Genomic DNA, 2,717 nt, shown 5'->3' with positions numbered 1-2,717 from the left:
ATAACTCAAATTTTCTTTTTATAGTTTCATAATTTTTCATATGATCCCCTACTATCTACAATAATATAACCTAAACAAATAAATTTTTCATAAAATATTTTCCGTTTTACGTTATTTTGTATATTGACATTACCGTAAAACGAAAATATAAAAACCCCATAAAGTAAAAAGAACCATTTGCCAACGCGGATTGGAGGGGATGAAAATGAATGAACAAGTTTTGATTGGTACTGATGAAATCTTGTTGATTATATCGACTTATGATGATGATTATTACGCTAAACCTGGACCAATTGATGAAACTGAAATCATGGACATCGTGGGGCAGATGGAAACCGTTGAAAGCATTCTTCGTATTGATCTTACGTCAAATCGCTATGATGATATTTCAGAAGACGTTGCTGAACTTTATGTTCAAAAGTACTTAGATGATTATAGCCATTATTATTTCTTAGAAGACGCCCCATATCCTTTTATAGCTCACAGCTGGGCATACAGTGATGTCTTAGACAAAATAGAAGAACGGGAAAGTACAAATCCATTCTACAATATTTGTCGGCAATAACCTTTTTTTCCCAACACATTTGAAAATTAATCCAAACACTATGAGGTCTGTAATGGAAGCTCCTATTACTCATCAGAATAATACAACTGATCAAGAACCTGTGCAAAAATTGAAGGCACGTGAATTACATGAACTTTTGAATGTAGAAACCAACTTTAATGATTGGATTACTCAACGCATCCAAGAATGTAATTTTAAGGAAGAGGGTGACTTTCGTATAGAATACTATATCACTTTAGACATGGCGCAAAAACTTGCCCAGGCTGAGAAGAGTGATGCAAGTAGAGCATTCAATCTATTCGTTTCGTTGTGTACCATCCTCTCTTTATTAGAGAAATAACCCTTTCTTCCCAATACATTTGAAAATTAATCAAAACACTATGAGGTCTGTAATGGAAATGCCTATCGCTATTTGGAACCACACAATTAATCAAGAAACCATACAAACAGTCAATGCACGCGAATTGTATACGTTTTTGGAAGTTAATTTCAATTTTAACGATTGGATTAAAAACCGTATTAAAGAGTATGGTTTTCTAGAAAATAAGGACTTTGTGAGTTTTATTCAAGTTTTAGTAAAATCAAAACAAAACGCTCATCCAAGCATGGAATACTACCTTACTTTAGACATGGCAAAAGAACTTGCTATGATTGAGCGCAATGAAAAGGGAAAGCAAGCACGTCAATATTTCATTGAATGCGAACGAAAAGCAAAACAAATGACACTTTCTCAAATTGACTACTCAAATCCTCAGGTCATGTTAGATTTTTTTACATACTTAAAAAATGAAAGTGAACGCAAAGATCATATCATTGCTCAGTTAACCCCAAAGACAGAAAAACTTGAACATTTAGAACAATCTGATGATCTGATTGATATAAATGATGCAGCAGAAAAGTTAGGTATGCGCCTTGAGGATTTAACGAGCTGTTTGCTTAATCATCGTTGGATTCATCGTCGCACTGATAAAAGTTTGGTACCTTACTATATCAAAATAGATGAAGGATTGATGGGTTATGTACCAAAAACCATTCAAACCACCAGTGGAAGAAAAAAGAGCGTTCCTAGTGCAAAAATTACATCCAAAGGATTAAAATGCCTGAGTACTCTACTCCAAAAACAGATCCGTACTCAAGAAGAGATTCACGGCTTTGCTAATGCCGAAATTGCTGACTTTAAAAGAACAGCAACAACCATTTCTTCTCAACACATCTAAAAATCAATCAAAACACACCCTTTTCAACACACGCGTGCTTCACGCCACAGGTGGAGTGTACCCAAAGTTAAGGAAAATAACAATGACATCTTCTCTCGTAGCAACAGTGGCACAAAAATATCAGTTATCAGAACAAGATTTTCGTGAAGCAATTTTCAAAACCTGTATTAGTGGTAACATTTCTAATGCTGAATTTTTGGTTTTTGTTTATCTTGCCAAAAAATATGGATTAGATCCTCTAAACAAAGAAATATATGCTATCCCTAAAAAAGGAGGCGGCATTATATCGGTTGTCTCTGTTGATGGGTGGCTCAAAATCATACATTCACATGATAATCTTGATGGAGTGGAACTCCAAGAAAACTTTGATAATGAAGGCAATCTGTTTTCTGTTACGTGCACTATACATTTAAAAGATAAGAAATACCCCTTTAAAATCACAGAATATCTCAAAGAATGTAAGCGAAATACAGAACCTTGGAGGACAAATCCTTCTCGTATGTTGCGTCATAAAGCACTTATACAGTGTGCTCGTTATGCATTCGGTTTATCTGGTATCTATGATGAAGATGAAGCTGAGCGCATTAATGAGGCTTGTATCAATGAAGTTAATCACAATCCTCAAAACGATAGGGTATCTAATGAATCACTCGCACAAATCAAAGAATTAATAAAACAAACAAAAACAGAAGAAGCAAAAGTACTCTCTTATGCAAAGGTCGCAAACTTTGCAGAAATGTCTCATGAGACAGGGCAAATTGTTTTAAGGCGTTTAAAAACAAAACAACACTTACAAATGAATAAAGCACAACAAGCTTCAATGGGGGTGTGATATGGAACAAAGAACAGCAGAATGGTTTCAAGCTCGTTTAGGTAAAGTCACAGCTTCAAACATTAGCAGCATTATCAATAAAACAGCAAAGGGCTTACCTACA

4 protein-coding genes and 1 pseudogene are annotated in these 2,717 nt (G+C 34.7%); all 5 read left to right on the top strand.

Features of this window, described 5'->3' with window-relative positions; all coding sequences use genetic code 11:
- The first annotated feature begins 205 nt into the window (after positions 1-205).
- Entirely contained in the window at positions 206-565 is a 360-nt protein-coding gene (locus J7R05_RS06890) for a hypothetical protein (RefSeq protein WP_208541726.1), read from the top strand.
- 40 nt (positions 566-605) lie between these two features.
- Positions 606-905, top strand: a complete 300-nt coding sequence (locus tag J7R05_RS06885; protein ID WP_208541725.1) for an antA/AntB antirepressor family protein — start codon at positions 606-608, stop codon at positions 903-905.
- 40 nt (positions 906-945) lie between these two features.
- Positions 946-1,782 (top strand): antA/AntB antirepressor family protein, encoded by an 837-nt coding sequence (locus tag J7R05_RS06880; protein ID WP_246468257.1) that lies wholly within the window; start codon positions 946-948, stop codon positions 1,780-1,782.
- A gap of 82 nt (positions 1,783-1,864) precedes the next feature.
- A complete protein-coding gene (gene bet, locus J7R05_RS06875; RefSeq protein WP_208541724.1) occupies positions 1,865-2,614 on the top strand; it encodes a phage recombination protein Bet in 750 nt (249 codons plus the stop codon).
- Between the two features lies 1 nt (position 2,615).
- Positions 2,616-2,717: pseudogene (locus J7R05_RS06870) on the top strand (lambda exonuclease family protein); the annotation flags it as partial.

It is taken from the genome of Bartonella capreoli, from assembly GCF_902813205.1.
GTDB lineage: Bacteria > Pseudomonadota > Alphaproteobacteria > Rhizobiales > Rhizobiaceae > Bartonella > Bartonella schoenbuchensis.
Note: the sequence above shows the minus strand (reverse complement) of the source record. Positions and strands in the feature narration are given on the sequence as shown.